This window comes from Cellulophaga sp. BC115SP, assembly GCF_009905545.1.
Classification (GTDB): domain Bacteria; phylum Bacteroidota; class Bacteroidia; order Cytophagales; family Spirosomataceae; genus Flectobacillus; species Flectobacillus rivi.
Genome location: NZ_JAAALB010000126.1, coordinates 1 through 1,825, shown reverse-complemented (window position 1 = coordinate 1,825; position 1,825 = coordinate 1). Strand labels below are relative to the sequence as shown.

The 1,825-nt window shown below is 34.1% G+C and carries 2 protein-coding genes; both read left to right on the top strand.

The window, feature by feature from the left end; all coding sequences use genetic code 11:
* Positions 1–689, top strand: a 689-nt coding sequence (locus tag GVN22_RS27155; RefSeq protein WP_166554136.1) for a CHAP domain-containing protein, incomplete at its 5' end; no start/stop codon positions are given.
* An 89-nt stretch (positions 690–778) separates the two neighbouring features.
* Complete coding sequence (locus tag GVN22_RS27150) at positions 779–1,513, top strand: hypothetical protein (RefSeq protein ID WP_166554135.1); 735 nt, start codon at positions 779–781, stop codon at positions 1,511–1,513.
* The last annotated feature ends 312 nt before the right edge of the window (positions 1,514–1,825 follow it).

Below are 1,825 nucleotides of genomic sequence, written 5' to 3'. Positions count from 1 at the left end.
CAAGAAGGGTTAAAAACATAATCAAAGTAGACAGATTATGTATATTTTTAATCTGTACTAAAAATGGGAAGCCGACAGTACCTGTCGACTTAAATAAACTAGAGGCTACAGACGGACATATATTTTTGAAGGATAAAACAGGAAAAAGTAATCCCATGAATATATTTGGGGATGACATAGACGCTATTAAAAGCTATATTGTTGATAATGACAATACCCTTGATCAAGCACTAAGTAAAATGGAGGAGCTTGCAGCAAAACATATCCCGTATAGTCAACAGGGTGTTCGAGATGCCAACCAAGCAGGGGCTGATTTGGCGTATGATTGTTCAGAATTTGTTGGAGCATACTTAATGAAGCTGGGTATCTCCTATACAACAAACATCAGTACTGGGATAATGACAGAAGAGAAAATGTTTAGAAAAGCGATAGGAAGTGAAAATATTAAATTTATGGCAGAAAGCGATGAAAAAGGCTTCGAGCCTCAGCGAGGTGATATATTTGTTTGGAGATATGGCACAAATGGGCATACAGGAATTGTATTGAGTTACGATGCTAGTAAGAAAAGTGTTACCATACTAGAATCTATTGGTAGTAGTTGTAGTGCTGATGAGAACTACAATACTACCAATGGAGGAGATAATGTTTGCGGTAGTACCAGAAAAGCAGTATACAAGTATACAGATTAAATGCTGGAGCTCTCAATTCGCATTCAGGTTGGATAGGCTATTTTCGACCAATCATCAAGTAAAATCGTAAAAATTTTAATTCATTAATTATGAAAAAGAGCCAAATTATTTTATTGATTTCATTATTAGGCTTGTTTGCCTGCCAAGGTCAAAACAAAGAAAATAATAAGAAGCAAGTGATAGAATATAGAGTTGCTACTGAAAATAGCTATGAACTCGCTTACCATGGATTTAACTTCACTCCCTTTTTGAGTGATTTTACTAGTAATGATGATACTGATTCCACAAATGTAATCAACATCGAATTACCTTATAAAGAAGATTCACTTAATCATTTTGGTCAAGGTAGAGGCTTTATGATTCATAAAAAAGGGATTAAATATTGGTTTAACTATGCACAAACAAAATACAGGCGTATAGGTAAATATGATAATATAAATTACGGATATTCCAGTGCCTCCAAAATGTTAATGGGAAAGGATTCTGTTTTATTGAAGGACTTTAATAAATGGATTTTTTTTATAGACAGAAAGTACCTTAGAGCAATACCTGGTACAGGAGAATGGGATGCGGGTTCACCAGAGGCACTTGCCAATAAGCCTCTACCAGAGGAGTATTATCCCAAATTAAACTCAAAGATTGAGATATTGTTGTTGGAACAAAAAGCAGGAGAGAATGTTTGGCATATAATAGATAGAGCTACATTTGATACAGATGAATATGGAGGTTATAAACCATATATAGACAAAAATAACCAAGAACGTGATTTACATGGAGAGTGGATAAATTCATTTCAAGAACGCAAGATAAAAGAAAATCAATAAGTATCAATACTTGAAAAACCTCTTTGATTCCCAGCAAATCAAAGAGGTTTTTCACTTTAGATAATAGTTTGAAAATATTCAAACCCTTCTGACTGAATTCTTAGAGTATGAAACACTTCTTTCGAGAACAAAACTCATTTGTGGATGTACAGATCAAGGAGATATAGTTCCCACATGGGCTGATATATTGACATGGGATAGAGACTGTAAACAATTAATTATCTATCTCGAAGGACTGAAGAAATCTATTAGTACCAATAAGCCAACACAAAATTACACAAGAGGAGTATCTACGATAGGTCAAATAAAGAT

Coding starts and splice junctions, on each gene's coding strand:
- GVN22_RS27150 (WP_166554135.1), top strand. CDS start 779: ATGAAAAAGAGCCAAATTATTTTATTGATTTCATTATTAGGCTTGTTT.